This window comes from Streptacidiphilus rugosus AM-16 (genome assembly GCF_000744655.1).
GTDB lineage: Bacteria > Actinomycetota > Actinomycetes > Streptomycetales > Streptomycetaceae > Streptacidiphilus > Streptacidiphilus rugosus.
In genome coordinates this window covers 349948-375219 of sequence record NZ_JQMJ01000001.1, presented here as the reverse complement: position 1 = coordinate 375219, position 25272 = coordinate 349948, and the positions used below count along the sequence as shown (strand labels likewise).

Here is a 25272-nt window from a genome sequence, read left to right as displayed (position 1 = left end):
ACGGAATGTGCTGGTCCGACTACGCCGGGTGCAGGCGCGCACGGCTGACCGCGCTCCGGTGAATTGGCCAAGCCGAGGATATGGCAACGGATGTGAACAGGAGTCAGCTGCCAGGTTCGCTTCCGGCGCCGGCCAGTCGGATTCCCGTCAGGCCCTGCGCCGCTGCCCCATCGCTTGCCCCTCCCCCACATGGCGGGGCCGGCCGGGAGAGCGGAGGCCTCGAGGCCGGGATCCTTCCGGGTTCCACCGTGGGCTGCACCGCACGCAATGCTATGTGGCAGGCGTCCGGCGCATCGTGGGTCGGATGGAGCGGCAGCGCCGCGCGCAGCCGACACAGGGAGAGCAGCCGCTCCATCCGCCTGGTGGGCCGGGTGATATGGAGGGACACCCCGGCGGCTTCGGCCGCGCGTCGCGCCCGGATCAGGGCACCGATCCCGGACGCGTCGCAGAAGCTCAGCTTTTCCAGGTCCAGGACCAGCGCGTGCGCCTGAGGGGCCGCGCCCAGGGCCGCATCGACCGCCAGGAGGAACAACGGAGCGCTGGCGAGGTCGAGTTCCCCGGACACGTGCAGGACCGGGCAGCGGGCGTCCATGCAGAAGACGGTGCCGACGCCCGCAGGGGAAAGGAGCCGGTGGTCGTGGTCAGAGCGGGAGGAGCCAGTACACAAGTCGATCTCCATCGGTCCAGGTGGAGCCCTCTTTGTATTTGCCTAGGCAACTATTGTCAAAGAACATGATTCTCGCTCACAGGCACGCCAGGGCACACCGGGCGCGGGGCGCCCGATACCCACCCCGGCGACAGGAGGTGCCTATCCCTGCCCTTTCGCCCGCCTCTTCGCCCCACACAACCCGTCGCCGCAGAGGCACCGTGCCCTGAGAGGTCATTCATTCATCCGAAGGAAGTCCCGCAGATGTGCCAACACTCACCCACATGTCCCGCTGCGGACGCCCCTGACCACGACGCCGCGCAGGTGATCGCTCTCCACCCCGACCAGGGCTGGAGCCTGCTGTGCAACGGCGTGGTCACCTTTGACGACTACGGCGAGATTCTGCCCGACGGCAAGACCGTGGCGCCGCCCTGCCGGCTGGCCCTGTCGGGCAGCGGCGCCCGGTAGCGCAACGTTCAAGCCACCCAGGTGGTCCGACCGAGCCACACCGGACCCGCACGCGAGAGCAGACCCGGCCGTCCGTGGGCCTTCGCTGTGCTCCGCGTGCGCAACTACCGCCGCTACTTCCTCGGACAGCTGCGGTCCAACACCGGCACCTGGATGCAACTGGTCGCCCAGAACTGGCTGATCCTCACCCTGACCGGCAGCACCCTGGCCGTCGGGATCACGGTGCTGGCGCAGTCCCTGCCGCTGCTGCTGATCGCCCTCCCGAGCGGCGCGCTCGCGGACCGCCTCCCCAAGCGGACGCTGCTGATGGGGACGCAGACACTTTTGGCCCTCCTCGCGGCAGCCCTGGCGGCACTCACCCTCGGCGGCGGGACACGGGTGTGGCAGATCGACACCCTGGCCCTGCTCACAGGACTCGTCACGGCCGTGCACACTCCCGGCCGACAGGCATTCCTGGCCGAACTGGTCCACCCCGGGCAAGTCAAGGCCGCGGCCGGCCTGGCCACGGCCCGGAGAACATGGTCACCCTGCGCAACCTCGCGATCCACACCCTCCGAGACCACGGCCACGCCAGCATCGCCGCCGGCCTCCACCACGTCTCCCACGAGCCTTTCACCCGCCCGCTCGACCTCCTCAACATCCCGTGACCAGCCCAGACGCAAGATCACCAGGACTTTGAATCAGCCCTGCGGCTGCGGCGGCTGCCGTCACGGGTCGGGGGCCCGGTCATACAGAACCCGGTGTGAACGGTCAGCGTTTTCCTCAGCAGTAGCCGGTTTCGCGGCAGGTAATTCGGCTCTGTCGCTGATCTTGTGATCGGGGCTCAGGTCCGGTGCAGGATGCGCTTGCGTAGGAGGTCGAAGTTGGCGCGGCCGTATCCGGCGCGCTTGAGGAGCTTCACTCTCGTGTTCTGTCCCTCGACCTGGCCCGAGCTCCAGGGGCTGGACAGTCCGGCGACGACGGCGTCCTGGTCCCGGCGCAGGCCGTTGACCAGGGAGTGGAACGCGGGCAGGGGATCGTGTTCGACGCGGTCCATCCAGTGGGGCAGCTGGTCGCCGCGCAGGTCGCGCATCATCTCGGCGAAATCGCGGACGTGGTTGGTGGCCGCGTCGAGTCGGGACAGCCGGCGCGGATCTTCTTCAGCGAGAGGCTGTCCTCGTCGGTGAGATTGCCCGGGTTGGTCATGATCCATCGGACGACATGGCGGGGCCGGGGCGCGGGTACGGGCACTTGGGTTGGCGCTGACGGCGTGAGGTTGCGCAGGTAACGGCGGACGGTCTGGACGCTCCCGGAGAAGCCGAGAGCGGTGATCTCCCGGTGCAGTTCGGCGGTGTCGTGGCAGCCCTGGTTCCACCGCTGGTGGAGATGGGGCCGGTAAGCGTCCAGGATCGTGGACCGGTTCACCGCCTTGACCAGGAGCTCGTCGATGTTCGTCGCGGGGGCGAAGCGGCGGACGGTCGAGCGGTCCAGTCGGAGTTGCCGGCAGATCGTCTCGAGTGAAGCTCCCTCGCGCAGCAGGTCCTGGACCAGGGTGAACCGTTCCCGGGTGCGGACCACCAGGCGGCGCTCGCGGCCGCAGACGTCCAGCGTTCCGATCGACGCGACGAGAGGACTGTCGTCGCCGGTGGGCGCGGTGGCGGCTTCGGGGGCGGGTGGCTTCTCGTACGCGGCGCGCACACAGGTGTAGTGGGCGGCGACGGTCTTCTCGACCGCCTCGCCGACGTTCTTCCACAGGTGCCAGGCATCGGCGACCTGCACCGCCTGCGGTGCGCCGCTGTGGGCGCCCTCCGCGTAGGCTCCGGCCCGGTCGCGGCAGATGATCTCCACCTCGGGGTGGTCCAGGAGCCAGGCGGCCAGCGGCTCCGCGTCGCGTCCCGGCAGGACGTCGACGGGCCGCCGACGCTCCAGGTCGACCAGGACCGTGGCGTACGAGTCGCCCTTCCGCAGGGCGAAATCGTCGACGCCGAGCACCCGGACCTGGCCGACTGGCTCCTCCGGGAACGCTCTGAGCAGGCGCAACAGCGTGTCCTTTGCCGCCGGGGTCCCCAGCGCATGGGCGAGCCGGCTGCCCGCTCGCCCCGCCAGCGTCAGGGCGATCGAGGAGAGTGTCCCGCGCATCAACGGGGTGTAGCGGGCGTGCGGGCTGGTCAGCCCGGCGACCTGCTCGGCGAACGTCACCGCGGGACAGGCGGCGTTGAGGCAACGGAACCGGCGTACCAGCAGCTCGATGACCACCCGCGTGCCGCTGACCGCCGCATCCGACAGGCGTCGCAGGTAGCGGCCGTGCACTCGCCCCGAGGTGCTCCGACAACGCGAACACGGCGCATCGGCCGCACGGACACGAGCGTGCCCCGTGATCCCACCCGCCGATCGCTCGACCAACTCCACCACAACACCGGACAGATGAGGAACAAGTGCCTCGAAACTCCGCGAAGTACACCGGCGACACGATGGCAGACACCGCCGACACCGGCCCCGTAATTCCCCACCCTCGTGGTCACGCTTCCCCAAGGGGACGGCGATCTTGCAACCGTGAGTGTTATCAACTGAACGTGCTTGGCCCAGCCCAGCCTTCGCCTTCTGGAGGTTCTGCTGCCACGCGCGCCGATGTCCATCTGCAGAACCTTCACCGCCGTGACCCTTTGCATGCTGGCCTGGTAGTCCGCGGCCTTGGCGATCAGCTTGTCGAACCCACTGTCAGCGTTGACCTGTCAAAGATAGGCGCCGGTGAAGTCGCCAAGCGGGGTGGCAGGGTTGAGGAGCCGCGTCATCTCGGCTGTGTGGGCGTACAGTTCGGCGAGCGTGGCAGGCCCTGGGAGGTCAGCGGCGGCACCGTTGCGCCACTGGCGCACCTCTTCCCGGCTCAGCTGCCCGACCTCGATCTGGGCGAGGCAGCGGCCGGGGCGGGTAACGGCGGGGTGGAGCCGGTGCATGTCCTCGTTGGTGGTCAGGATGAGGAGCGTCTGACCGCCCTGACCCAGGATCCCGTCGCTGAGGTTCAGCAGGCGGGCCAGGTTCTGCCCCTGGGAGCGCTTGGCGTCGCTGCGCAGCAGCTCGTCACAGTCCTCCATGATCAGGGCCCGCCACGGGGAGCCCTTGAGGTTCTGTGGGATGGCGGCGTCCATCAAGTACCCCGGGGAGGCGAAGAGGTTCTCCGGGTCCAGGATGTATTCGAAGGTGCACCACTGCCTCCAGGAGTGGGCCAGGGAGCGCAGCGCCGTGGTCTTGCCGGTGCCGGGAGGCCCGTGCATGAGCACGATCGATCCGCTCATGGACTGCGACTCCACCCCTGCCAACGTGTCCATGCGCCTGCGGGCGGCGGCCGGGTAGTTCTCGCGGATCTCCGTCCAGGGGGGCACCCGCGTGTCGCGCACGACGCGCACCGCCTTGCCCTGTCCCGGGTGGTGCCAGAAGCCCATCGGGACCACTTCCGGGTCCCCCTCGGTGGTCTTGGCGTAGGTGGCGATGAACTCCGCTACCACCCGCTCCGCCGTCGCGGGGGTCTCGGCGGTCACCTCGACCTCGGCCTGGGTGGTGGCCGCGGACTGCAGGTTGCGCCGGTACACGGCGGTCCAGCCAGCACCGGCCAGAAGGGTCACGTCGTGGGCTGCGTTGGTGTGGCGGCGCAGCACGCGCGGGTCGTCGGGGTCCGGCTGTCCGGGTTCGCGAACGCAGTCGATCTGCGCACTGCGGGAATAGCGCTGGGCGCCCTCGATGAACGGTGTCAGCGCGAGGCAGCTTATCGCTCGTTCGATGGAGGTGTAGCCGTCAAGGTACTGCTGCGGCCGGGACGATGCTGCCGTGCGGGCCTGGGGATATGACGAGCCGGTGCGAGGCCTGGGATACGACGACATGGGGCAAGTTCCTCCGGATCGGCCGTCCGCGCGGCCTGGAGAACCGCCTGCCCCGATTGTTGTCGCCCCACTGTGGCAGCCCCGGTCCGGACAGGCACCCGGGCGGGAAGGATTGCTTCGGGCTGCTGCCTGTACGGGCAGCCTTATGTCTCTCTTCACGTTCTTCGCAGCCACTTCACGGCGGTGTCGGTGCAGGCTGGGTTCCACCTCGCGCGTGGAAAGGGAGTGAAGTGTCGGGCAGAGGGGCCAGGACATCGGCGGTAAGGCGGGTCGCACGGCGGAAACGGGACCGGTCACTTCGACGGGTCGGCGTGGCGACCGCCTGGATCACCATCAGCACCGTCCCCGCGTCGGTGGCTCTGGCCGCCGCGTATGCCCATGCGCAGCCCGGCTCGGCGGGTGCTTCCGCGCAGTCCGCTTCCGTACGGGCCGCCGTCGCCGTGCCGTCGGCCGGCCCTGCCTCGCCACCTGTCACCTCGCCGAGTGTCACCTCACCGCCCGCGCCTGGCCCTTCGGGTGGAGCAACGCGGCAGGCCCTGGCCCTGTCACCGCACACGGCCCTCCGGGGCCGCCCCGGCGCCTCCCGCACCAGCGGAGTCGCGACGACGGCGCCCACCAGTGGCACGGTGCCCACCCCTCCTAGCCCTCGGGCGAGTTCCTACCGGCCCCCCACCGCGGCTCCCAGCCCGGTGGCGTCCACACCGGTCCCGCAGCCCTCCCACACCCGGACCGGTGGGTCGTGAACGTCCTCCACGACATGCCCGCCACGGCCGACTTCCCGGTTTTTGGGACCACGGCCCAACTGCTGGTCACCGTCCCTGGGGCGTTGGCGGGCGCGCTGCGCAGACTGCGCCGTGAACTGGCGGCGATCGATGCCGCGTGCAGTCGTTTCCGCTCCGACTCCGAGCTCTCGCGCGCACAGAGCGGTCACGGACGTGCGGTGGTCGTGAGCCCGCTACTGGGTGGCGCCCTCGACGCCGCCTGGCACGCCGCGCGGATCAGCCACGGGCTGGTCGATCCGACGGTGGGCCAGGCCGTGCGCCGGCTGGGGTACGACCGGAGCTTCGCCGCCCTGCGTCCTGAGGAGCTTGGAGGGATCGGCCCGGTGGTTCCCGCTGCCGCGCCGGGGATCGGCGTGGTGGCCTGGGATCCGGCCGAGCGGAGCCTGCGGGTTCCGCCGGAGGTGAGACTCGATCTCGGCGCGACGGCGAAGGCCTGGGCGGCCGACCGTTGCGCGGGGGCTCTGGCGGATGCGATGGGTTGCGGGGTGCTGGTGAACCTGGGCGGCGATCTTGCGGCGGCGGGGCCGGCTCCGGCAGGGGGCTGGCGGGTAGCTCTCTCGGACGACCACCGCCGCCCCACGCCAGGGGCGCCGACCGTGGCCGTACGCTCGGGGGCGCTGGCGACCTCCGGCGTGGCCGTGCGGGCCTGGAATCGGTCCGGACGACGTATGCACCACATCGTGGACCCGCGGACCGGCGACAACCCGGCTCCTTGCTGGCGGACCGTCAGCGTCGCCGCGGCCTCGTGTGTCGACGCCAACACCGCTGCCACGGCTGCGGTGGTCCTGGGGCACGACGCCCTTGGCATGCTCGGCCAAGTGGGGCTTCCGGCGCGCCTTGTGGCACTCGACGGCACGGTGCACACGGTCGGCGGCTGGCCCGCCGACGACGCGGGCGCGGCCGGTACGGACGGCGTGAAAGGCGGGGTGTCATGACAGCAGGTCGTCTCGTTCTGGCGTCAGCAGCGCCCAGCCCGCTGTGGTTCGCCACGAGGGCCGCGGGAACCGTCGCGCTGGTACTGCTCACCGCGGTGGTGGCGCTGGGAGTGGTCGTGGCGGGACGTCACGAACCACGCTCGGTTACCCGCTTCGAGATCGGCGCACTCCACCGCAACCTGTCGTTGCTGACGCTGGTGTTCCTGGCCGTGCACATCGTGACAGCGATCGCGGACACCTTCGTCCACCTGGGCTGGCTGATCGCGGTGGTGCCCTTCAGCGCCGGTTACCGGACCCTGTGGCTGGGTCTGGGCACGATCGCCTTCGATGTGCTGCTGGCCGTGGCGGCCACCAGCGCGATCCGGTTGCGGCTGGGGCGGCGCCGCTGGAAGGCGGTGCACTGGCTGGCCTACGGGGCCTGGCCGGTCGCGCTGCTGCACGCCGCCGGCACCGGGACGGACATCCGGACGCGCTGGCAGCTGGGTCTGTATGCGGTGTGCCTTGCTGTCGTGCTCGTCGCCTGTTGGTGGCGCATCGCGCGCGCCGGGCCGGGCGCGGTGGTCGTTCGGCTGGGGCTGGTGGCCGCCACGGTGGTGGTCCCGGTGGCGGTGTCGCTGTTCGTGGCGGCGGGCCCGCTGCAGGCGGGCTGGTCGCATCGCGCCGGCGCTCCCGCGGTCGGTGTGCGCCCGCAGGCTGGGCAGGAAAGCACCGGGCAAAGCGGCACCGTGCAAGGGGGCACCGTGCAAGGGGGCACCGTGCAGGGGGGCACCGAGTGAGCGGGCCGGCCGGCACCACCGCCACCACCACCACGCTGCGCGGCGACGGGAGCGGACCGTACAGGACGCAGCTGCTGGCCGGCTGGCTCGTCACGGGCGGGCCCGCCGATCTGGAGCAGCACCTCGCGCGCTACGGACCGGCTCCGCTGGCCGGGCGCGTGCGCCGGGGCACGGCGGCGCCGGTGGTCACCGCTGTGGAGGCTGCTGGGCTGACCGGACGTGGCGGTGCGGGCTTCCCCACGGGACGCAAGCTGCGCGCGGTGGCCGAGCGGCGCGGACGGGCCGTGGTCGTTGCCAACGCCATGGAGAGCGAACCGGCCAGCGCCAAGGACAAGACGTTGCTGCGGCTGGCACCCCACCTCGTGCTGGACGGCCTTGCCCTGGCCGCTGAGGCCGTCGGGGCGACGGCCGCGCACCTGTGCCTTCCCCGGTCCCGGTCGCGCGGCGGGGTGTCCGAGGCCGTACGGGCGGTGCGCCGCGCGGTCGCTGAGCGCGCCGGGCGGGGGCTGGACCCGCTGCCGGTCCAGATCCACGAGTTGCCACACCACTACGTCTCCAGCGAGGAGACCGCCCTGGTCAACTGGCTCAACGGAGGCCTGGCCCGGCCCTTGACCACGCCTCCGCGGCCGTTCGAGAAGGGCGTCGGCGGGCGCCCGACGTTGGTCGACAATGTGGAGACCCTGGCCCACATCGCCTTGATCGCGCGCTACGGCCCGGACTGGTTCCGCGGCACGGGGAGCCCCGACGCGCCGGGCACGCTGCTGACCACGCTCGGTGGCGCGGTGGCCATGCCCGGCGTCTACGAGGCGATGGGCGGTGACACGATCGGCGAGCTGTTCGCGCGTGCCGGCGGAGTCACCGGCCCGGTCCAGGCCGTGTTGGTCGGCGGTTACTTCGGCACCTGGCTGCCCGCGGATCTGGCCGCGCGTACCCCTTTCACCAGGGACGCCCTGGCGCCGCTGGGCGCGTCGCCGGGCGCGGGCGTTCTGGTGGCGCTGCCGTCTACGTCCTGCGGCCTTCGGGAGACGGCGGCCGTGCTGCACTTCCTGGCGCGCAGCAGCGCCCAGCAGTGCGGCCCCTGCCAGTTCGGGCTGCCTGCCGTCTCCGCGGACTTCACCGATCTGGCCGTCGGCGGGTGCGACCCGCAGGAATTCGGCCGGTTGGGAGAGCGCATCGCTCTGCTCGCGGGCCGGGGCTCCTGCCATCATCCCGACGGTGCCTCCCGGCTGGCCGCCAGCGCCCTGCGGGTGTTCGCCGCCGATGTGGAGCACCACCTTCGGCGCCGGTCCTGCCCCGCCGCCGGGCCGGACCGACCCCGCATACTGCGCGTGCCGCGCGCGCCGATCCCGGCCGACGACGGATGGCGGTGACCCGCATGCCCGCGACCGAACGACCCGGCGCCCTTCTGCACATCGACCGCATCGCCTGCGACGGCCACGGCGCGTGTGCCGAACTGCTTCCCGAACTGATCAGCCTCGACGAATGGGGCTACCCGGTCTTCCACAGCACGCAGGTCACCGCCTCGCTCCGCGCACACGCGCGGCGTGCGGTCGCCGCGTGCCCGATGCTGGCCCTGCGGCTCGAACGCCCGGGGCGCCGCCGTTGAGCCGGAGGGCCGGCTCGCTCGACGGCGCCCGGCCCGGTCGCAGCGAAGCGTGCCTGTCTGCCTGCGGCTCGGCGGAGGCTGCCGCCTGCTACGCCAGTCGCCCGGACCCCTGTTGCCAGGGCCCGGGCGACTGTGGGTAAGCCGGTGCAGGTGGTGAGCCGGTCTCACTTGCGGCGGCGACCGTCGCGGCGCTCTCCGGGCAGGTCCTGCCAGCCGAGGATGGACGCCAGCTGTTCGTCCAGGTCCTCGTCCACCTCTTCGCGGCCGACGGGCACCAGTTGCTCGGTGCCCTGCACGAACAGGGCCAGGGCGTCGGCGGGGGCGCGCAACTCGGCGCAGGCCCCGACGGATCCCAGCGAGATCTCCACCTCGTCCTCGCAGAGCGGACGGATCCGCACGTCCCCGTCACCTACAGCCTCGGTGAGCCCGGCCGTGAGCAGGGTGCGGGCGAAGACCCATTGCACGGGCTCCTCACCGACCAGGTGGACGCTCAGGCGCACCGCACAGGGGTCGCCGGCGTCGAAATCGAGGTGGGCAAGCAGCGGCAGCACGTGTTCTTGGTGGACTACCAGGTGCATCACGGTGTGGCTGTGAACGGCGCTTGGCATGATGGCGACTTCTCTCGCGGACTACGTCCGGCTCGGCGGCTACAGGCCGCCGCCCCCTGGGCGCGGATTCATTGGTTCGGGACGGGTCCCGGGCAGCTGTGTCGGGCTTCCGCCGGGTCCGGCCGCCTGTGGGCGCGGCGGCCGGGCCTCGTCCGGATCGGCTCGTCTCGGCCCTGGCCGACGCGGCTGCCCGGTTCTCTCCGGTGTTGCTGTCGCTCTGGCAGGACTCGTGCCTGCCGACAGCTCCACCCTCGCACGCCCTCGGATGCCGGTGGTGCCCGTTCGGGCAGCCTCCGGGGAAGGGACGGCACGAGCGCTGGGCTCAGCCCACCCCGACCAGCTGCTGGAGCAGGGGACGGTTCACGCTCTTGAGCCGCCCGAGGGCCCGGTGGAAGCGCGGGTAGTTCGCCTCCAGCCGTCCCATCGCGGCCCGGTAGCGGTCAGTGTCGGTCCGCCCGTCGCTGAGCCCGCGTTCGACCTCGTCCAGGTCCCGCTGCCACGGCCGCCCCCTGGCCCACGCGAGGTATAGGGCCCACCACTGGGGGCCCGGGGATTCGATCAGCTCGGCCATCGAGTCCGGACGGGATTCGCCCATCGCCCTCCGCAGCGTGTCCGGGTCGAAACCCTTGAGCCAGCCGAACTCCTGACAGACCTTCTGGTCGTGACGCTTGTCGCTCACGGTCGCATTCCCCTTGGTCGATCGGGTGCTTCCTGCACCACTCAAGACTCGACCCCGGGACGGTTGCCCGCCGCTACCGGTGGCGCAGCGTCATGGGCCGTCCCGGCTGCCTGCCCGGCTTACCCTTTCGGCAAGTATTGCCATGACAATAATTGCTATATCAACGATGGTGGAGCCACGTTACACCGCCCCTCGAGAAAATCGGGTTCCTCCACCATGGCAAACATCGTGCTCGTCCACGGCCTCTGGGTCGACGGCTCCAGCTGGCGCGCCGTGAGCGCCCGCCTGCAGCAGCACGGCCACCAGGTCACCGCCGTGCAGCTGCCCCTGAGCTCGCTGAGCGACGCCGTGGCCGTCGTACGCCGCGTCCTTGACGGGCTGGACGGCGACATCGTACTGGTGGGCCACTCCTACGGCGGCATGGTGATCTCCGGCGCGGGCACCGGCGACGCCAAGGTCGAAGCACTGATTCCCAATGTGGTTTGTCAAGGCTGATGTGACGTGTGGTGAGCTGGCTATGCCGCTGTGTGGTCGGGTTGTGGTCGCTCAGCGGTGAAGGTGCGTTGGTCGCGTATCAGTGCCCACAGCACGTCGAGGCGGCGTCGGGCGAGGGCGAGAACGGCCTGCTTGTGTGTCTTTCCTTCGGCGCGTGCTTTCGCAGGTCGCGGAGGTGGTTGAGGAAGGCCTTCGCGCCGCCGGCGCTGTCGGCGCGGACGAGGATCTCGGTGCCGTGGCGGTGGGGGTCGGGGATCTGTGCGAGGGCCTGGTCCAGGACGGTGATGTGGTCGGCTGCGGTGTTCGCTCCGGCGTTGCCCGGCCGCAGGATGCCGGCGAGGGCCTCGCCGGTGTTGTCGAGGAAGCACAGCAGCGGGTGGTAGCCGAAGCCGCGTTTGTAGGTGGCGGCGGCCTGTTCCTTCTCGGAGTGGCAGGTGACCCGGGTCGCGTCGATGTCCAGGACCAGACCCGGCAGTTCACGCCCTCCCGCTTGTGAGCCGGGTATGGGGTGTCCGGTCTCGTCGACTTGCAGCCAGGCGACCTCGCGGGCGGTGGCCCTGGCTGCCCGCAGCGTGTTCAGGGCTGTTTCGTCGATGCCGGCCAGCACGCGCCAGGCGGTCGGGGTGGACGCGACGGTGCCGAACACGTCGGCCTGGTCGCGCAGCACGGCCAGGTCGGCGATCGCTTCGCCGCCGTCGGCGAGCATGACCGCGAGGTCCACCGCGACGCGGCCGGGGTCGTGTCCGGTCCCGCGCGGTCGCAGCCGGTGCAGGGCCTCGCTGAAGGCGCTGGTCAGCGTGGTGGCGTCGGCAAGATCCGCGAGCAGACGCGAGCCGGCCCGGCTGACCACCCCGTTCCCGTCGGCGCTGACGACGAGCTTGGGGCGGGACCGTGTGCACGCAGAAAGTGCCTTCCTGCTGGAACGACTGGGACCTTAGACAAGCCTCATCGTTGCAGATCAGAAGGCACTTTCGCTTTTCCGATCATGATCCGGACGCGACCCCAGATGAAACGCGCAGGCTAGGGCGTGGGGCAGGTCCAATGCTGCAGGATAGACAACCAACGAGGCTCTCCAGCCAACGAGTTGAGACTTCAGACGTCCCACTCAACGCCGGAGAGCCTCGTTCGTTTCGCCACCGCGTCGCACGGCGCCGCCGTCACCCGATCGATGCTCACTCTGAAAAGGCTCAATGCTGTGACCGACGCGATCCTCCAGGCCGTCCGGGGCTGACCCTCCCGCACGCCCCGGCATCCCGAGCTGGCGCCGGTGTCCTGATTAACCGTCAGGACACCGGCGCTTACCATTTCTCCGGGGCTCGCAGCAGCACAGCCGGGCCCAGGGCGGGCCATCCGGGGACCAGCTGCGGCCGGAGTATGAGAGGAAGCCCCGGAAGCCTTCCACTCGGGCACCTCACGGTCATTGCGGCCATCTGCTTGTTCTTGCCCCTCAGGAACCGCCGCCAGATAGGGATCGATTTCTGGAGGTCAACCCGCGTACTGATCTCTCCAGACCTTTTCCTCGTTCGCATTGGCAACGCGTACGCACGCCTCGAGAAGCTGAAAATCTTCAGGGATAACAAGCACCTGCTCTGCCACCGGGCTAATCTTCCAGAAGCCCTGCTTGGTCTCATCTCCTGCTGTATATTCAACGAATATAGCATACGGGTGATTTCCAGAAAAGAAATCGCCCGACGGTTCGGCGTATGCGAATGGCGCCGTATACCAGACGGGGAACTGGAATCCCATTGCAGATATTTCGGCAAACGTCAGGGGAGTGAAGCCCAACTTGTTACCAATATCCTTGTCCAGAGTGAAGCTACGACGAGTTTCAGCCCAGCTAAGCGGGTGATCCCGCCATGCGAAAACACCGAATTTGTACTGCAATTCGATATAGCACACCGTCTTCCCCGTATAAGATTCTCCTTCTTCTTTTTCCTGCACCGCTCGATCCAACGCATACCGCTGCTGCCATCTAACTGACACTTCCATCCCCGCCGCGTTTGTAATATTAACCGGCCCTTCCCATCCCCCCTGGTAGTCCACCACGCTATTTGTTTTCATGAAGGCCGATAGAACGACTTCGAAACCGCTTCGAGACTTGCCGGGCTTCTTCGGCTTATCTGCAAAGATTCTTTGTATAAAAGTCACCACGCTTTTCTCTGCGCCCGGGTTGCGCTGAAATTGGTGCTTCTCCCTTACAACTGCGCCAATAGGAGTTACGACAGTACCAAGGGCAGCACCAAGGACCTTCTCTCCACCGAGCTCAGCCACCGTGGGAACGAAGCCCAACGCTTTTTCGGCAAGCTCCTGACCACCCGTTATCACGTACGAAGCCTTGTCCACATTCTGCCCAGCAATTTCGCCCTTCCCGATCGGCTTCTGAGTCTTTGCAGCATTGACGGCGATAGCCCTGGGAGATTTTACGCTCCGCTTCTTTTTCTCGTCAGATGCAGCCGTGGCGGCAGCCCCGATACCTGAGATGACCCCGCCTACTATGAGACAAGGAGTGACCACGGTGCCGAGTGCCATGAGTCCGCCGCCTAGGGTAGACGCTGCCTGTCCGAAAGCTTTCACCTTTAGGGCGTACTCTTGATCGGTATTATAGATATCGAGCATAAAGTTCTTCTGCGCTAGCTCCTTCATTGCGGCGTACCATGCTTTGGTGATTTTCTCCATTCGGCGTGCCGCCCCTAGGAGCTCAGTATCAAAATGATTCAAGATTCCGAGCGTGTCGCTGACGGGAAGAGCATCGACCCCGTCTGCCGCAGCAGACAATTTCCTCAGAGAATCTTCCGCCTTCGCCACCACCTCGACCACTTTTGCCATTCCCACGTCATAATCAGGTTTTTCATCACGGAGGATATTAACGCCGTCTGTCATGAGTTGCCAAAGACCAGCCTGATTATCTTTAAATAGCCGAGCAATCTCCTTCCTCTCTTCGATTGCTTCGAGGACTCCGGCTTTCGGAATGTACCTTGCCGAGGATTCATCAATTCCCATCCGCTTTAGGATGACATACTTACCCAGGGCATTTATATCAGCGCGCGATGCATACTTGCGGTACAGTTCCTCTCCGAGAGTATGATGGAACTGTTCGTAGGTGTCATTGAGGCTGCTCTTGGATTCAGGATCAATGTGATCCGAATCCCGCCGGGCCAGACTCTTCTCTGCGGCTTTTACTAGATCTGGGCGAAAAGCCCTGACGTAACTAATGAAAGCGTTTCGATAGAAAATTCCCATCCCTTTTAGGTCACTCACTCCACCTATAGTGAAGTCGCCAATGTGCCTGCCGCGAACCTGGCCAAAATCGCCAACCTCGACCATCGCCGCCTTCGGGAACTTCGGGAACTTCTCCCACAGCTCGACCAGGCTACCCTCAAACCAACTAAATATTCCAAGGGTTGCCTTGAAATCCTCGTCCGTGACTTGGGGCTCAATTTCCATATTTCGACTCTCCTGCTTGAAGGCTTCCGAGCGGGCAATTCTATTGGATCAGTAAGATATAGACTATCCGGCGGGAGCAAGTTTGCTGGCCAAATCCATGTTCATGGCGACAGAGTTCTCACCTTTCAGCTCCATGATTTGACTCCGGTTCCATCCATATTGCTGGAGCACACTATGAGCATACTCATCTTGCCCTGCTTGGTAATAGCAGAGGGCTACATTAAGAGCGATTTTGCTCCGCGCTACCCCATTTGCGTCGTCATTCAGCCCCTCCAGCATGGTTAGGGCTTGATAGAAGATCTGTCCGGCTTCCTCGTAAGCTCCACCGTCGACAGTGGAGTATCCTTTTTCCAGGAGACTATTTACTTTATCGTAAGGGTCCTGGCCCTCAAGCGTTTCCATACGAGCATCCTCTCTCTTGCCTGATCGGCCAACACATCATCTCTCCCGGCAGCATTGCAGGCACCTGAGAAACTTCTATGGCCGATGAGGAAGCCCTCAGGGCATTCAGTGCTGCATTTGAACTCGTTATGGCGAGTGGGGCTGACGGTTCATGAGCCCTGCGGTATGTCGTGGTCATGAGCTACGCGCAGGGCAGCGGGCTGAGTCCGAGGGGGCCGGCGGCGCGGGAGTCGGTGCGGTTGGAGGCGGGTGCGCGGTTCGATCCCGGGGAGAAGACCGCGCAGATCGCGGCGGACCTGCGGGAAGGTGTCCGGGCCCCGACGAGTGGTGGCTCGACGACCTCGCAGCCGAGCTCGGGATGCCGGCGATCACACTGCGAAGCTGGGCCGCCAGGGGCTGGGTCGGTGGTCGCCGCGAGTCCAAGCCGCCCCCACCTGGGATGATAGGAGTTCTCACGCTTCCATCAGCGCCAAACAGCAAGGCACCTGGCCGGAAAATCACGATAGTTGCGGGCAGGCCGGAGTCTGTGCCGTGCTCACGGTGAGGTGGTGAAGAGATCCGCTTGCCTGGTTCGTTCAGGCGAGGTTGGGGGTGAGGGTGACGGTGTTGCCGAGGCGTTCGAGCTGGCGCACGAGCTCGCGGGTACGGCGATCGGGATCGGTGTGCGTCTCGTACCAGTCGGCGCCCAGGTCGTGGTAGCGGGCGTCGGGGTCGGCGATCAGCTGCCAGACGATCTCGAGGATGTTGCGGGCGAGTACTACAGCCTCAGATGTTGTGACTGGTGATCGTTCCTGTCGTTGAGTGGTCATGCTGGTTGATGTGGCACGCGAGGACGTGGAGGGGTGGGCGGTCGCTCACCGAGGGGTTGGGGCATCTGTTCGCGCGGCCGGAGCCGCGGGAGGTGTTCGCGGACCTGGTCGAGGGTCTGCTGTCGGACCTGGGCAGGAAGAACGGCTGGACGATGGCGGGGCGGGCATGCGAGTCCGCACCGGATCCAGAAGTTCCTCGGGGAGGCGTCCTGGGACGCGGACGCCCTGCTGGCGGAGGTCCAGAACTATGTCGCCGCCGAACTCGGCGACGATCAGGCCACACTGGTGCTGGACGACACCCAGGTGATCAAGAAGGGTACTCGCTCGGTGGGCGTGGCCCACCAGCATTGCGGCGTGACCGGGGACGTGCGCAACTGCCAGGTCATGGTGATGCTCGCCTACGCCGCCAGGCGGGGGCACAGCTTCTACGAGGCGTCCCCCGGAGTGTGGACACGGGGGTTCATGCCGCGAGCGTGAGTCTATGCTCTGCCCGGTGCTGCTGTTCGAACTCGACGGGTGAGAGGTAGCCGAGGCTCCTGTGGCGCCTTCGGGCGTTGTAGTAGGTCAGCCACTGGAAGATCTCCAGCCTGGCCTGTCGCACCGTCGCGAACACCTGCTGCATCGCTTCTCTCTTCAGCCCCCGCCAGAAGCTCTCGGCCAGCGCGTTGTCGTAGCTCGACCCGACACGACCGATGCTCCTGCGGATGCCGAAATGGCCGCTGACCTGGGCGAACACGGCTGAGGTGTATTGCGATCCCCTGTCCGCGTGGAAGATCACTCCCTCGACGTGGCCGCCGCGGGTCGCCACCGCCATCGTGAGCGCGTCGACGACCAATTCGGTCCGCATGTGGGTGGCCATCGACCAGCCGAGCACCCGGCGCGAGCAGATGTCCAGGACGCAGGCCAGGTAGAGCCACGTGCCGCCGACCTGCACGTATGTGATGTCGCCGCACCACTTCTCGTCCAGGTTCCCGGCAGTGAAATCGCGTCGGACCAGATCCGGCGCTGGCGGCGCGAGCCGGTCAGGGACGGTGGTCCGCCTGCGCCGGCGCAGATGCCGGCCCTCGATCCCGTTCAGCCGCATCAGACGCTCGACCCGCTTGTGGTTGACCATGTGCCCGAGGCCCCGCAACTCGGCGTGCACGCGCCGCACTCCGTAGGTGCCACGGTGGTCGGCGTGGATTTCGCGGATCTCCGCGACCAGCGCGTCGTCGTCCGCCCGGCGCTCGGCGCGGGCGGCCGCGCCGACCATCCAACGGTAGTAGCCCGAACGCGACACCCCGAGAACACGGCACATCCGCTGCACACCGAAGTCGGCGCGGTGGACGGAGATGAAGTCCCAGCGGCCGGTCATGCCCTCATCTCCCGGGCGAAATACTGGGCCGCCCGCCGCAGGATCTCCCGCTCCAACTGCCACTCGGCCTCGGCCTTGCGCAGCCTGCCGAGCTCCGCCCGCAGCCGGGCCAGTTCCTCATCGTGGTCCAGGGCGGCCGCGCTGCCGCGGGCCCGGCCCGCCTGCTCGTCGGCCTGACGCACCCAGGACCGTAGCGTCTCGCCGGTCACCCCGACATCTGCCGCCACCGCGGCATATGTGAGCCGACTGCCGGCCGCGCGATACAACGCGACCGCGTCGTTCCTGAGCTCCTCCGGATACGGAGACCTACGTCCCACCAGGACACCCTTCCTCGGACCATCAAGATCCACTGTCAGAGTGTCCACACCCCAGGGGTCGCCTCAGTGCAGCAGGTCCCCGGCCTGGGCGACGGCCGGCTGCCCTGCGCGGGCAGTGTGGCCGGGTCGGTGGTGGCCACGACCAGGCGGACGTTTCCGTCGGGCCCCCACCGGCCCAGCGTCGCGTCGGCGGCCCACCAGGTCTCGGTGTGCCCGTCGCGGAAGGTCCGCTCGACCGGGGTCCAGTCCCCTGGATCCTCCGCGTCGGTCCAGGTCAGGGCGCGGGCGGCGTCGACGGGGGTGTAGGCGTCCTTGCCGTAGGCCCAGGCGCCGTGGCTCGGCTTCAGCGCCAGGACGAACGGCAACCTGGCTGCGGTGAGGTCTCGGCGGAAGCCGTCCTGGTCGCCGTACGCGCAGTCGGCGGCCACGGCCCGGAAGGTCACTCCGGCGGTCCTGGCGGTGCGGGCCAGTTCCGCGGCGATCTTCAGCTTCGTGCGGAAGCCGGGGTCGCTCTTGCCCTTGGGGAAGTGGTGGGCGGGGCTGTAGGGCACGGCGTGCAGCGGGTAGTAGAGGTTCTCGTCGGCCCAGCACGTGGTCACGGTGACGATGCCGTTGTCGGTCTTGCCCAGCCGGCCCAGCCACTGTCGGCCGACGTGCGCGGTCTTCTTCCCGTCCTTGCGGTCGCCCGAGTCGTCGATCACCAGCACCCCGCCCGGGTGCGGCCTGGTCGCGGGGTCGCCGAGCAGCAGCGCCACCCGGCGGGCATTGATCTTTTCGTGGTCCCAGGTCGACTCGGACAGGAAGAACTGGAGCCGCTGCACCGCCGCGTGCTGGGCGCCGACGACGGGTTCGGTGCCGACCAGGCAGGTCAGCGTCTTGTTGCGGTCCCGCGGCAGCAGCAGCCCCGCAAGATACTCGCGGAACCCGCGCCGCTGTGCCAACGTGGAGAAGAGGTCATCGAAGCGAGCGGCGTAGGCTTCCAGCGGGCCCGGGGCAGGCGGACACGGCACACGACGGGTCATCACAGCTCCCCCGGCAGCGAAGCGAGGTTCCTCTGCTACCGGCCTACTACGGGCCTGACCCGCCGTCAACAAACCACCGCTAGTCGGCATCAAGATATTGAAGATATTCCGCATAGCTGATCTCAAGGTTTTGCGCAGCTTCGGAGATCATCTGCCCCAAGGCATTATTGACCAGGGCTCGGCATTGTTGCGCAACTTGTGATATCTCCTCAATTCCGGGAATTTTGTCACCTCTTTTAAACATATTCCATTGCAACGTCGAATTAAGGGCAATTCTAAGACATTCAAAGGCAAGATCCTTATCGGCAGACAGGCTGGGGTCAACTTTGTCGTAGGCCTCAAGGCTCGATCCGGCAGCCTCGAGGCGAAGCACCTCTGCAATGCTGGATTCCAGAAAGTCGACGAGATTGGCGCTAAACGGAGGTTTCACACCTCCCAACCCACCCGTGACGCAATAGTCTTTGAAAGTTATTAGATCATTATCCCATAGGCTGGCTGAAGATTGAGGGTTAGCCAGAAGGAAATCTTGCAAGTTAAGCCCGGGAGTGTACGGGTCGGTGGAAGTGGTCAAATAGTATAGTGCCTTGTAGGACCGCAGCCATGCGACGTCTACCCATGATTCCTTGGTTTCTCGGCTGGACAGCGGTGAGTTCAGCCATTCCCAAAAAGCCGCCCGCCAAGCGTCATTAACCCAAGCATCTGTAAATTTCGCAGGTGCTCGGGCCTGGACTTTGCCCAGGTAATTTTCATCCAACAACGCATTGTAGGCAGCTTCGCTCCAGGGTTGGAGGGGCGCCTGCGTGGCATAGGGAGTACTTTCGATGTCATCAATTACTTCATTCAATCCCGCCATCTCCTGCATGGCGGTAAGATGATTAATCTTCTTTGCAAGAAGCGATATCATCCTGCTTCCACTTGCATCGACCCCATACAATGGGTCTTCCTGTCCGGCTGTGTTTCGGACGTCGTTGTTCTCTCTCGCCTCCTTTGGCCCCATAGCCCTGGTCGTTCCATGGCGGGGGTCAGGCTTTCCCTTGCTGTTCAGTGCCACCCGGCAGGCCACTATTTTGATGTCGGTCTCATGGGCCAATCTGCTGAATATGCCCTTGCATTCAGGGAGATGCCGCCCGGTTCCCTTCTTTTTGGTGAAGATGCCATTACTGTCTGCCGCCGCAGCCATGCATTCGTTCGGCATGGTGCATAGCGCAGTAGCATTTTCAATACCAAAGACATTAGGTGGCCAGCTGTCGTTCCCAACTGCATCTCTAAGGTTCGCGAGTACCTTATCACCAGGATGAAACCCGACAATGTATACGGGCTCTCTCATTTTTCGATAGCACATGGCAAGGTACTGAGAGATTCCCACATCATCGTGCTCGCTGAGTTTGTAATTCGGTATTTTTTCGAGCTTGCCGCTGCTAGCGCTTACGACAGGTTCAGATCGAGGGGGCATCTCAGAGCCAAGCGCTATCAATCCGAGCGGACGCATAAGCGCTTCTCCTGGATCGGCATAGAAGGTCAGACTTACACCGACTGGAACAAAGGTCTGGTCTGAACTAAAGAAGCCATCTGTATATCCCCCATGCCCAACTATGTACACCATTTTTATTTCCTAAGATTTCTTCTCTGGGAATATTTTTTCCAGTAGTTCGTGGCTGATTTCCTTTGCGGCCTTGCCTCGGTCCCATCCTCCATATTCCAAATAGGCTTGCGACGTCACAAAATCCCCAGCAGCCGCATATGATATTCCGAGGTTCCAAAATAGAGTCGCTCGACGATCTTTGTCGAGAAGTCGCAAAATTTCCATGCTCTGTGCAATATCTTGAGACCTATTAATCACTCCCTTGACGTCAGCTGCATCTATGGCAGAGTTAATTCCGTCGATCATCTTGTTTAGATTTTCCAGATCATTATTATTCATTTTTCGGCTTTCGAAAATGAGGTACATCTATCACTTGGTGTAGACAAGGTTGTGGGTAGATTATGTTGCTTTTGGCTCATCTTCTACGGCCCCTCGGGCAGACAAGAGGGTCGTGTGTGAAGCGGGCCCGCGCAGCTGCTGAGAAGCCGTGGTCGTAACCGAAGGCCTCAATACCAGTGACAGGGCTGATTCAAAGTCCTGGTGATCATGTGGTTCTGCAGGTCGGGGGTGGGTTCTGGGCTGGCGGGAGCCGTGTCGGAAGCAACGAAACTCCGGTTGGGCAGGTGACCGCCAAGTCGCCTGTGCCAACCGGAGTTTCGATATGCCGCCAGTGAGCCTTTTCCAACCTCATGTTGACGTGTTGAGGTGCAGGGCGAGGACGGCTTTGACGATGTTGGTGATGCGGCCGGGGGCTGCAGCGGAGCTTGCGCAGGAGCCGCCAGCCCTTGAGTGTGGCCATGGCCTGCTCGCCTACCGCGCGGATCTTCGCGTGGGAGAGGTTGACGGCCTTCTGACCGGCGGAGAGCTTGGCCCAGCGGCCTCGGTAGGGGACGCGGACCGTGCCGCGGGCGCCCTGGTAGCCCTTGTCGGCCCAGCAGCGGACGCCGGCGGCGGTGAGGGCGTCGATGATGCCGTGGGTGCGGGCGGCCTTGATGTCGTGGACCGCGCCGGGCAGGGCGGGAGAGGCCCACAGCAGGCGTCCGAACGGATCGGTGAGTACCTGCACGTTCATGCCGTGCTTCTTGTGCTTGCCCGAGTAGTAGAGGCGGTCGGCGGCGACGCGGTCGATGGGCAGCAAGGGTGCCGTCCAGGATGACGAACGCCTTGCTGGTGGCCGCCTGAACGGCCTGCTGGAGGGTCGGGGCCAGGGCGGCGAGGACGTCGACGGCTTCGCGGACATAGCGGTAAGCGGTGGCCACCCCGATGCCGAAAGCGGCGGCCAGGCGCTGGTAGGTGTCGCCGCAGCGGAGGTGCGCGAGGGCGAGCAGGGCCTGTCGGCCCGTCGACAGTCGTCGCCATCGCGTCTTCAGCTGCTTCCGCCGCTCGGCCAGCTGGCGGGACAGGAGCCGCAGGGCCGAACTGGACAGGTCGATCGCGGACCGGTAGACAAGCACGACGAAGCTCCTGGTCGACAACGGGTGATCTTGGTCGTGAACCCGTCTACCAGGAGCTTCGCCACTTCGTACAGCCCTGCATGCCCAACCCGCGGCCAGCACGGTCAGGTTGGAAAGGGCTCAGTCTGCCGCCCCCTGCTCTGCACCCGTGCGTCGACTCGCATAGGGCACTCGTCTGGTGGATCGACTCTCATCGCTGCCGGATCCGCGTGACCGGCGCGGCCGGCGTCACCCGCTGGTGAGCGTGCTGCTGGTCGCGGCCTCGGCGGTGCTCGCCGGGGCGCGTTCCTTCCGGGCGATCGGACAGTGGGCCACCGCAGCCCCGCAGCACACCCTGTCCCGGCTCGGTGCCCGGGCCGTCGGCGTTCTCGGCGTGTGCCCCGCCGGGTCATCGGCACCGTCTGCCCAGGTGGCCCGGCAGACCTGACCGGCAGCGACCCGCTCGGGGCGGACACGCTCGCGGTCGACGGCAACAGCACGCGCATCTCGCGGCACGGTGCCGCGCCCGCCGCCCACCTGCTCGCCGCGATGACCGGCGCGAGATCACCCGCTTCGCGGCTCTCCTCGTGCCGTTCGACCTGAAGGGGGCCGTCGTGACCGCGGATACGCTGCACACCCAGCGCACGCACGCCCGGTTCCTGGTCGAGGAGAAAAAGGCCCATCACGTGCTCGTGATCAAGGCCAACCAGCCCGCTGTGCACCGCACGCTGCGGCAACCACCCTGGAGGGACGTCACCGCCCGGCACCACCGGCGCGGCACCGGGCACGATCGCCGCGAGACCCGGGTGACCCGCATGCTCACCGTCACCGACCTCGGCCCGGACCTCCCCCACGCCGCCCAGGCCGCGAAGATCACCCGCCACCGCGCCGACCTCAAAGACCGGGAAACGAACCCGGCAGACCCTCTACGCGCTCACCGACCTGCCCCACCAGCAGGCCTCACCGCAGCGGATCGGAGAGCTGGCCCGTTCGCAACGGACCACCGAGAACCGACTCCACTTCGTCCGCGACACCGCCTTCGGCGAGGACGCCTCCAAGATCCGCACCGGCCACGGCCCCGAGAACACGGCCACCCTGCACAACCTCGCGATCCACACCCCCCGCGACCACGACCACACCAGCATCGCCGCCGGCCCCCACCACATCTCCCACGAGCCCTTCACCCGCCCGCTCGACCTCCTCAACATCCCGTGACCAGCCCAGACACAAGATCACCAGCACTTTGAACCAGCCCTGATACCAGTGAGCCCTTTCCAACCTGACCGTGCTGGCCGCGGGTTGGGCATGCAGGGCTGTACGAAGTGGCGAAGCTCCTGGTAGACGGGTTCACGACCAAGATCACCCGTTGTCGACCAGGAGCTTCGTCGTGCTTGTCTACCGGTCCGCGATCGACCTGTCCAGTTCGGCCCTGCGGCTCCTGTCCCGCCAGCTGGCCGAGCGGCGGAAGCAGCTGAAGACGCGATGGCGACGACTGTCGACGGGCCGACAGGCCCTGCTCGCCCTCGCGCACCTCCGCTGCGGCGACACCTACCAGCGCCTGGCCGCCGCTTTCGGCATCGGGGTGGCCACCGCTTACCGCTATGTCCGCGAAGCCGTCGACGTCCTCGCCGCCCTGGCCCCGACCCTCCAGCAGGCCGTTCAGGCGGCCACCAGCAAGGCGTTCGTCATCCTGGACGGCACCCTTGCTGCCCATCGACCGCGTCGCCGCCGACCGCCCCTACTACTCGGGCAAGCACAAGAAGCACGGCATGAACGTGCAGGTACTCACCGATCCGTTCGGACGCCTGCTGTGGGCCTCTCCCGCCCTGCCCGGCGCGGTCCACGACATCAAGGCCGCCCGCACCCACGGCATCATCGACGCCCTCACCGCCGCCGGCGTCCGCTGCTGGGCCGACAAGGGCTACCAGGGCGCCCGCGGCACGGTCCGCGTCCCCTACCGAGGCCGCTGGGCCAAGCTCTCCGCCGGCCAGAAGGCCGTCAACCTCTCCCACGCGAAGATCCGCGCGGTAGGCGAGCAGGCCATGGCCACACTCAAGGGCTGGCGGCTCCTGCGCAAGCTCCGCTGCAGCCCCAGCCGCATCACCAACATCGTCAAAGCCGTCCTCGCCCTGCACCTCAACACGTCAACATGAGGTTGGAAAAGGCTCAGTGCTGTGCGTGGACAGTCCGGTGAAGACCCTGGTCGAGCTCAGCCTGGCGGTCGAGCACCGGCGCGGGCACGGCGCGTTGTACGCCGCGCTGGACCGGGGCTGGCTGGAGCCGACACGGCTGCGCCGCACCCTCGCGAACCTGCCGCTGCCGAGGGCGGCCGACGGGCGGATCGTGCTGGCTGTGGACGTGTCCAACTGGCTGCGGCCCGATGCCCCCACCAGCAGCGATCGGCTGTTCTGCCACTGCTACGGCCGGGGCGGCCGGGCCAGTGACCAGTTCGTGCCGGGCTGGCCCTACTCCTTCGTCGCAGCGGTGGAGCGTGGGCGGACCTCCTGGGTCGCCCTGCTGGACGCAGTGCACCTGGGGCCGACCGACGACGCCACAGCCGTCACTGCCACCCAACTACGCGACGTCGTCGAGCGGTTGATCGCCGCCGGCCAATGGGAGGAGACGGAAGGAGACATCTTGATCGTCATGGACGCCGGCTACGACGGCGCACGCCTGGCCCACGTGCTGGCGGATCTGCCGGTGGAGATCGTGGTGCGGCTGCGCTCGGACCGCGTCATGCTTCGCGATCCGGGCCCGCCCCGCTCCACCGCCCGCGGCGGGCGTCCGCGCCGCCACGGCGGCGTGCTCGGGCAAGGAGGTCGGTGACCGCATGCACATAGGCGTGGGCGGTGCCGACGCTGATCCCGAAGCCGGCCGCGAGCTGGGCCAGGGTGTCGTGTTTGCGCAGGTACACCAGCGCGATCAGGGCTCGCTGGGACGGGCGGAGCTTGCACCGGCGGTCACCCTCACGGGTGACAATCAGCATGGTGACCCACTCGACCAGCGCATGGGGCAGGTCGAGTGCCGCAGCGGATGTGGTCCTCGACCCGCGCGTGGGCTCGGTGTCGGACCTCCAGGTACTGGATGGAGCCGCCGGCGGCGGGCGTGTCGGTGAGGAAGACCTGGTGACGCATGCCTTCGTCCTGGTCGAACAGGGACAGCTGGGCTCCGGGATGGGGGCGCTCGCGGCGGACGATGAGGCGGGTGCCGTCCGGGTATCCGGTGAGGTCGACCAATCCGGTCAGCTCGGCGACCTCGGCACCCGCGCGCAGGGTGCCGTCCTGTTCGAGGGCGGGGTGCCAGACCTGGTCGGGCAGGACCCGGATGGCCTTGCGGACCGGTTCGGTGACGGCGTGCCCGACGGAGAAGGTGGTGCGGATCCCGCGCTTTCGCAGGTCGCGGAGGTGGTTGAGGAAGGCCTTCGCGCCGCCGGCGCTGTCGGCGCGGACGAGGATCTCGGTGCCGTGGCGGTGGGCGTCGGGGATCTGTGCGAGGGCCTGGTCCAGGACGGTGATGTGGTCGGCCGCGGTGTTCGCTCCGGCGTTGCCCGGCCGCAGGATGCCGGCGAGGGCCTCGCCGGTGTTGTCGAGGAAGCACAGCAGCGGGTGGTAGCCGAAGCCGCGTTTGTAGGTCGCGGCGGCCTGTTCCTTCTCGGAGTGGCAGGTGACCCGGGTCGCGTCGATGTCCAGGACCAGACCCGGCAGTTCACGCCCTCCCGCTTGTGAGCCGGGTATGGGGCGTCCGGTCTCGTCGACCTGCAGCCAGGCGACCTCGCGGGCGGTGGCCCCGGCTGCCCGCAGCGTGTTCAGGGCTGTTTCGTCGATGCCGGCCAGCACGCGCCAGGCGGTCGGGGTGGACGCGACGGGGCCGAACACGTCGGCCTGGTCGCGCAGCACGGCCAGGTCGGCGATCGCTTCGCCGCCGTCGGCGAGCATGACCGCGAGGTCCACCGCGACGCGGCCGGGGTCGTGTCCGGTCCCGCGCGGCAGGGCCTCGCTGAAGGCGCCGGTCAGCGTGGTGGCGTCGACACCTTCCTGCAAGCCCGGTACAGACGCCTGGC

Annotated in this window: 22 protein-coding genes and 8 pseudogenes; 11 read left to right on the top strand and 19 right to left on the bottom strand. The window is 67.0% G+C overall.

The window, feature by feature from the left end; translation table 11 throughout:
- Positions 1–103: 103 nt before the first annotated feature.
- Positions 104–679 carry an STAS domain-containing protein gene (locus BS83_RS41210; RefSeq protein ID WP_051942392.1) on the bottom strand — a complete coding sequence of 192 codons (576 nt, stop codon included), beginning with the start codon at positions 677–679 and terminating at the stop codon, positions 104–106.
- A 231-nt stretch (positions 680–910) separates the two neighbouring features.
- On the opposite strand from BS83_RS41210, the gene BS83_RS01685 reads away from it, so the two are divergent.
- On the top strand, positions 911–1114 hold the full coding sequence (locus tag BS83_RS01685) for a DUF5999 family protein (RefSeq protein ID WP_037599860.1): 204 nt from the start codon (positions 911–913) through the stop codon (positions 1112–1114).
- A 21-nt stretch (positions 1115–1135) separates the two neighbouring features.
- Positions 1136–1930: an MFS transporter gene (locus BS83_RS43230; RefSeq protein WP_084713018.1), complete on the top strand. Its 795-nt coding sequence runs from the start codon at positions 1136–1138 to the stop codon at positions 1928–1930.
- A gap of 7 nt (positions 1931–1937) precedes the next feature.
- On the opposite strand, the gene BS83_RS47050 is transcribed toward BS83_RS43230, so the two are convergent.
- The 3 genes from BS83_RS47050 to BS83_RS01660 all read right to left on the bottom strand — a co-directional run bounded on the left by BS83_RS47050 (position 1938) and on the right by BS83_RS01660 (position 4968).
- The gene (locus BS83_RS47050; protein WP_037600403.1) at positions 1938–2189 is read right to left on the bottom strand and encodes a transposase; all 252 of its coding nucleotides are present in this window, start codon (positions 2187–2189) and stop codon (positions 1938–1940) included.
- Positions 2186–3502: an ISL3 family transposase gene (locus BS83_RS01665; RefSeq protein WP_269664825.1), complete on the bottom strand. Its 1317-nt coding sequence runs from the start codon at positions 3500–3502 to the stop codon at positions 2186–2188. Before BS83_RS01665 ends, BS83_RS47050 begins: the two co-directional genes overlap by 4 nt.
- Before the next feature lie 323 nt (positions 3503–3825).
- A complete protein-coding gene (locus BS83_RS01660) occupies positions 3826–4968 on the bottom strand; it encodes a DUF5925 domain-containing protein (RefSeq protein WP_198035090.1) in 1143 nt (380 codons plus the stop codon).
- A 739-nt stretch (positions 4969–5707) separates the two neighbouring features.
- Here BS83_RS01660 and BS83_RS01655 point away from each other — a divergent pair.
- From BS83_RS01655 to BS83_RS01640, 4 genes are read left to right on the top strand one after another with little or no spacing between them, the layout of a single operon-like run.
- The gene (locus BS83_RS01655) at positions 5708–6685 is read left to right on the top strand and encodes an FAD:protein FMN transferase (RefSeq protein ID WP_232247987.1); all 978 of its coding nucleotides are present in this window, start codon (positions 5708–5710) and stop codon (positions 6683–6685) included.
- The gene (locus BS83_RS01650) at positions 6682–7461 is read left to right on the top strand and encodes a ferric reductase-like transmembrane domain-containing protein (protein WP_063774066.1); all 780 of its coding nucleotides are present in this window, start codon (positions 6682–6684) and stop codon (positions 7459–7461) included. Before BS83_RS01655 ends, BS83_RS01650 begins: the two co-directional genes overlap by 4 nt.
- Positions 7458–8831 carry an NADH-ubiquinone oxidoreductase-F iron-sulfur binding region domain-containing protein gene (locus tag BS83_RS01645; RefSeq protein ID WP_051942386.1) on the top strand — a complete coding sequence of 458 codons (1374 nt, stop codon included), beginning with the start codon at positions 7458–7460 and terminating at the stop codon, positions 8829–8831. Before BS83_RS01650 ends, BS83_RS01645 begins: the two co-directional genes overlap by 4 nt.
- A gap of 5 nt (positions 8832–8836) precedes the next feature.
- Positions 8837–9067, top strand: coding sequence for a ferredoxin (locus tag BS83_RS01640; RefSeq protein WP_037600389.1), 231 nt, complete (start codon positions 8837–8839; stop codon positions 9065–9067).
- Between the two features lie 164 nt (positions 9068–9231).
- Here BS83_RS01640 and BS83_RS01635 read toward each other — a convergent pair whose 3' ends face one another.
- Together BS83_RS01635 and BS83_RS01630 are read right to left on the bottom strand one after the other, a co-directional pair.
- On the bottom strand, positions 9232–9675 hold the full coding sequence (locus tag BS83_RS01635) for an SsgA family sporulation/cell division regulator (protein ID WP_063774065.1): 444 nt from the start codon (positions 9673–9675) through the stop codon (positions 9232–9234).
- Between the two features lie 322 nt (positions 9676–9997).
- Positions 9998–10354, bottom strand: a complete 357-nt coding sequence (locus BS83_RS01630; RefSeq protein WP_037599856.1) for a hypothetical protein — start codon at positions 10352–10354, stop codon at positions 9998–10000.
- Positions 10355–10570: 216 nt separating this feature from the next.
- Here BS83_RS01630 and BS83_RS01625 point away from each other — a divergent pair, with 216 nt between their 5' ends.
- Positions 10571–10849: an esterase/lipase family protein gene (locus tag BS83_RS01625; RefSeq protein WP_051942382.1), complete on the top strand. Its 279-nt coding sequence runs from the start codon at positions 10571–10573 to the stop codon at positions 10847–10849.
- A gap of 20 nt (positions 10850–10869) precedes the next feature.
- Here BS83_RS01625 and BS83_RS47045 read toward each other — a convergent pair.
- The 5 genes and pseudogenes from BS83_RS47045 to BS83_RS01610 all read right to left on the bottom strand — a co-directional run.
- Positions 10870–11010: pseudogene (locus BS83_RS47045) on the bottom strand (IS110-like element IS110 family transposase); the annotation flags it as partial.
- Positions 10968–11744 (bottom strand): annotated as a pseudogene (locus BS83_RS01620) (transposase); the annotation flags it as partial. The pseudogenes BS83_RS01620 and BS83_RS47045, both read right to left, overlap by 43 nt.
- Before the next feature lie 590 nt (positions 11745–12334).
- On the bottom strand, positions 12335–14293 hold the full coding sequence (locus BS83_RS44880) for a hypothetical protein (protein ID WP_157596740.1): 1959 nt from the start codon (positions 14291–14293) through the stop codon (positions 12335–12337).
- Positions 14294–14356: 63 nt separating this feature from the next.
- The gene (locus BS83_RS44875) at positions 14357–14695 is read right to left on the bottom strand and encodes a hypothetical protein (protein ID WP_157596738.1); all 339 of its coding nucleotides are present in this window, start codon (positions 14693–14695) and stop codon (positions 14357–14359) included.
- 575 nt (positions 14696–15270) lie between these two features.
- The gene (locus BS83_RS01610) at positions 15271–15504 is read right to left on the bottom strand and encodes a hypothetical protein (RefSeq protein ID WP_051942380.1); all 234 of its coding nucleotides are present in this window, start codon (positions 15502–15504) and stop codon (positions 15271–15273) included.
- A gap of 33 nt (positions 15505–15537) precedes the next feature.
- Here BS83_RS01610 and BS83_RS43220 point away from each other — a divergent pair, with 33 nt between their 5' ends.
- On the top strand, positions 15538–15981 hold the full coding sequence (locus tag BS83_RS43220) for a transposase (protein ID WP_084713015.1): 444 nt from the start codon (positions 15538–15540) through the stop codon (positions 15979–15981).
- On the opposite strand, the gene BS83_RS01600 is transcribed toward BS83_RS43220, so the two are convergent.
- The 5 genes and pseudogenes from BS83_RS01600 to BS83_RS01585 all read right to left on the bottom strand — a co-directional run bounded on the left by BS83_RS01600 (position 15965) and on the right by BS83_RS01585 (position 21233).
- Positions 15965–17175, bottom strand: a protein-coding gene (locus BS83_RS01600) for an IS3 family transposase (protein ID WP_157596736.1) whose coding sequence is annotated in 2 segments (ribosomal slippage) — positions 15965–16923 and positions 16923–17175 — 1212 coding nt in all. Because the reading frame shifts where the segments join, the coding sequence is not laid out codon by codon here. The genes BS83_RS43220 and BS83_RS01600 overlap by 17 nt on opposite strands.
- A gap of 77 nt (positions 17176–17252) precedes the next feature.
- Positions 17253–18197: pseudogene (locus BS83_RS01590) on the bottom strand (IS701 family transposase); the annotation flags it as partial.
- 79 nt (positions 18198–18276) lie between these two features.
- Entirely contained in the window at positions 18277–19800 is a 1524-nt protein-coding gene (locus tag BS83_RS44870) for a putative adhesin (RefSeq protein WP_157596734.1), read from the bottom strand.
- A 9-nt stretch (positions 19801–19809) separates the two neighbouring features.
- The gene (locus BS83_RS44865; protein WP_157596732.1) at positions 19810–20145 is read right to left on the bottom strand and encodes a hypothetical protein; all 336 of its coding nucleotides are present in this window, start codon (positions 20143–20145) and stop codon (positions 19810–19812) included.
- A gap of 321 nt (positions 20146–20466) precedes the next feature.
- A pseudogene (locus tag BS83_RS01585) lies at positions 20467–21233 on the bottom strand (transposase family protein).
- A 178-nt stretch (positions 21234–21411) separates the two neighbouring features.
- Between BS83_RS01585 and BS83_RS44860 the strand changes: the two are divergent.
- The gene (locus tag BS83_RS44860) at positions 21412–21660 is read left to right on the top strand and encodes a transposase family protein (RefSeq protein WP_198035082.1); all 249 of its coding nucleotides are present in this window, start codon (positions 21412–21414) and stop codon (positions 21658–21660) included.
- Between the two features lie 512 nt (positions 21661–22172).
- Here BS83_RS44860 and BS83_RS44855 read toward each other — a convergent pair.
- Positions 22173–22490 (bottom strand): hypothetical protein, encoded by a 318-nt coding sequence (locus BS83_RS44855; protein ID WP_157596730.1) that lies wholly within the window; start codon positions 22488–22490, stop codon positions 22173–22175.
- 109 nt (positions 22491–22599) lie between these two features.
- Between BS83_RS44855 and BS83_RS01575 the strand changes: the two are divergent.
- Together BS83_RS01575 and BS83_RS01570 are read left to right on the top strand one after the other, a co-directional pair.
- Positions 22600–23365, top strand: a pseudogene (locus tag BS83_RS01575) (transposase family protein).
- 13 nt (positions 23366–23378) lie between these two features.
- A pseudogene (locus BS83_RS01570) lies at positions 23379–24014 on the top strand (transposase); the annotation flags it as partial.
- A gap of 7 nt (positions 24015–24021) precedes the next feature.
- On the opposite strand, the pseudogene BS83_RS43215 reads toward BS83_RS01570, so the two are convergent.
- Together BS83_RS43215 and BS83_RS01565 are read right to left on the bottom strand one after the other, a co-directional pair.
- Positions 24022–24198: pseudogene (locus BS83_RS43215) on the bottom strand (helix-turn-helix domain-containing protein); the annotation flags it as partial.
- Positions 24199–24235: 37 nt separating this feature from the next.
- Positions 24236–25252 (bottom strand): annotated as a pseudogene (locus BS83_RS01565) (transposase); the annotation flags it as partial.
- Positions 25253–25272: the final 20 nt, after the last annotated feature.

Bases quoted from the DNA above. Each gene is read 5' to 3' on its own strand.
- BS83_RS01650 (WP_063774066.1), top strand. From the start codon at position 6,682: ATGACAGCAGGTCGTCTCGTTCTGGCGTCAGCAGCGCCCAGCCCGCTG.
- BS83_RS01625 (WP_051942382.1), top strand. From the start codon at position 10,571: ATGGCAAACATCGTGCTCGTCCACGGCCTCTGGGTCGACGGCTCCAGC.
- BS83_RS01685 (WP_037599860.1), top strand. From the start codon at position 911: ATGTGCCAACACTCACCCACATGTCCCGCTGCGGACGCCCCTGACCAC.
- BS83_RS44865 (WP_157596732.1), bottom strand. From the start codon at position 20,145: ATGTACCTCATTTTCGAAAGCCGAAAAATGAATAATAATGATCTGGAA.
- BS83_RS44880 (WP_157596740.1), bottom strand. From the start codon at position 14,293: ATGGAAATTGAGCCCCAAGTCACGGACGAGGATTTCAAGGCAACCCTT.
- BS83_RS01640 (WP_037600389.1), top strand. From the start codon at position 8,837: ATGCCCGCGACCGAACGACCCGGCGCCCTTCTGCACATCGACCGCATC.
- BS83_RS47050 (WP_037600403.1), bottom strand. From the start codon at position 2,189: ATGATGCGCGACCTGCGCGGCGACCAGCTGCCCCACTGGATGGACCGC.
- BS83_RS01610 (WP_051942380.1), bottom strand. From the start codon at position 15,504: ATGACCACTCAACGACAGGAACGATCACCAGTCACAACATCTGAGGCT.
- BS83_RS41210 (WP_051942392.1), bottom strand. From the start codon at position 679: ATGGAGATCGACTTGTGTACTGGCTCCTCCCGCTCTGACCACGACCAC.
- BS83_RS44870 (WP_157596734.1), bottom strand. From the start codon at position 19,800: ATGGTGTACATAGTTGGGCATGGGGGATATACAGATGGCTTCTTTAGT.
- BS83_RS01635 (WP_063774065.1), bottom strand. From the start codon at position 9,675: ATGCCAAGCGCCGTTCACAGCCACACCGTGATGCACCTGGTAGTCCAC.
- BS83_RS44875 (WP_157596738.1), bottom strand. From the start codon at position 14,695: ATGGAAACGCTTGAGGGCCAGGACCCTTACGATAAAGTAAATAGTCTC.
- BS83_RS01660 (WP_198035090.1), bottom strand. From the start codon at position 4,968: ATGTCGTCGTATCCCAGGCCTCGCACCGGCTCGTCATATCCCCAGGCC.